This is a genomic window from Pseudomonas sp. K8, assembly GCF_014889455.1.
GTDB lineage: Bacteria > Pseudomonadota > Gammaproteobacteria > Pseudomonadales > Pseudomonadaceae > Aquipseudomonas > Aquipseudomonas veronii.
In genome coordinates this window covers 1-721 of record NZ_VJWO01000159.1, presented here as the reverse complement: position 1 = coordinate 721, position 721 = coordinate 1, and the positions used below count along the sequence as shown (strand labels likewise).

The 721-nt window shown below is 71.3% G+C and carries 1 protein-coding gene; it reads left to right on the top strand.

Annotated features, from left to right (window positions below; translation table 11 throughout):
* Positions 1-721, top strand: a 721-nt coding sequence (locus INT12_RS30715; protein ID WP_193059208.1) for an AAA family ATPase, incomplete at both ends; no start/stop codon positions are given.

Below are 721 nucleotides of genomic sequence, written 5' to 3'. Positions count from 1 at the left end.
CTGCGATGGTGAGTGACGCGATCGGCCACCCTGGCGCCTCACGCCGCCCGAGCCGACGCTGGGTCAATGCCACCGCTCGTCGCGTGGTGAAGCGCGTGGAGGCAGAGCGCGCCGTCTGGCAGGTGTGGCACCTGCGCGCCGAGGCATGGCGCCACGCTCGAGCCAACGACATCGCTCCCGATCTGATGGCCAAGGCGGTGAGTCGGGTGGTGAGCCGTGCCGTGGCAGACCACTGCGAGCCCCTGAACGATCCTGACCCTCTACTCCAGGCGTCGACCACTCCCCCAGCCCTCCAGAGGCCTGGCGGTGTCTGCGTGTATGTCGAGCACGACTCGCGACTGCTGACATCGCGTCCCGTGGTGGAGGCCGAGCGGCTATTGCTGAGGACGGCGAAGCGTCGTGGCGGAGCAACCGCCCCCGAGAGCGTCGTCCACGCTGCGATCGCCAGAACCCGCGCGACTGACCGTCCCCTCAACGCCCCCCAAGCGGCGTTCGTCCACGAGCTTTCGACCTCCGGTCGGCGTCTCCAGCTGGCCATCGCGCCGGCGGGCAGCGGCAAGCCGACCGCGCTGGCCGTGCTGAGCGAAGCGTGGCGCCGCCCCGGCGGCGACGTGCTGGGCCTGGCGCCGTCGGCGGTCGCCGCCCAGCAGCTCCGCGACGCCTTCACCCCTGCGTCGGACACGACCGGCCCCGCCGTCGTGTGCGAGACGTTGAGTAAGTA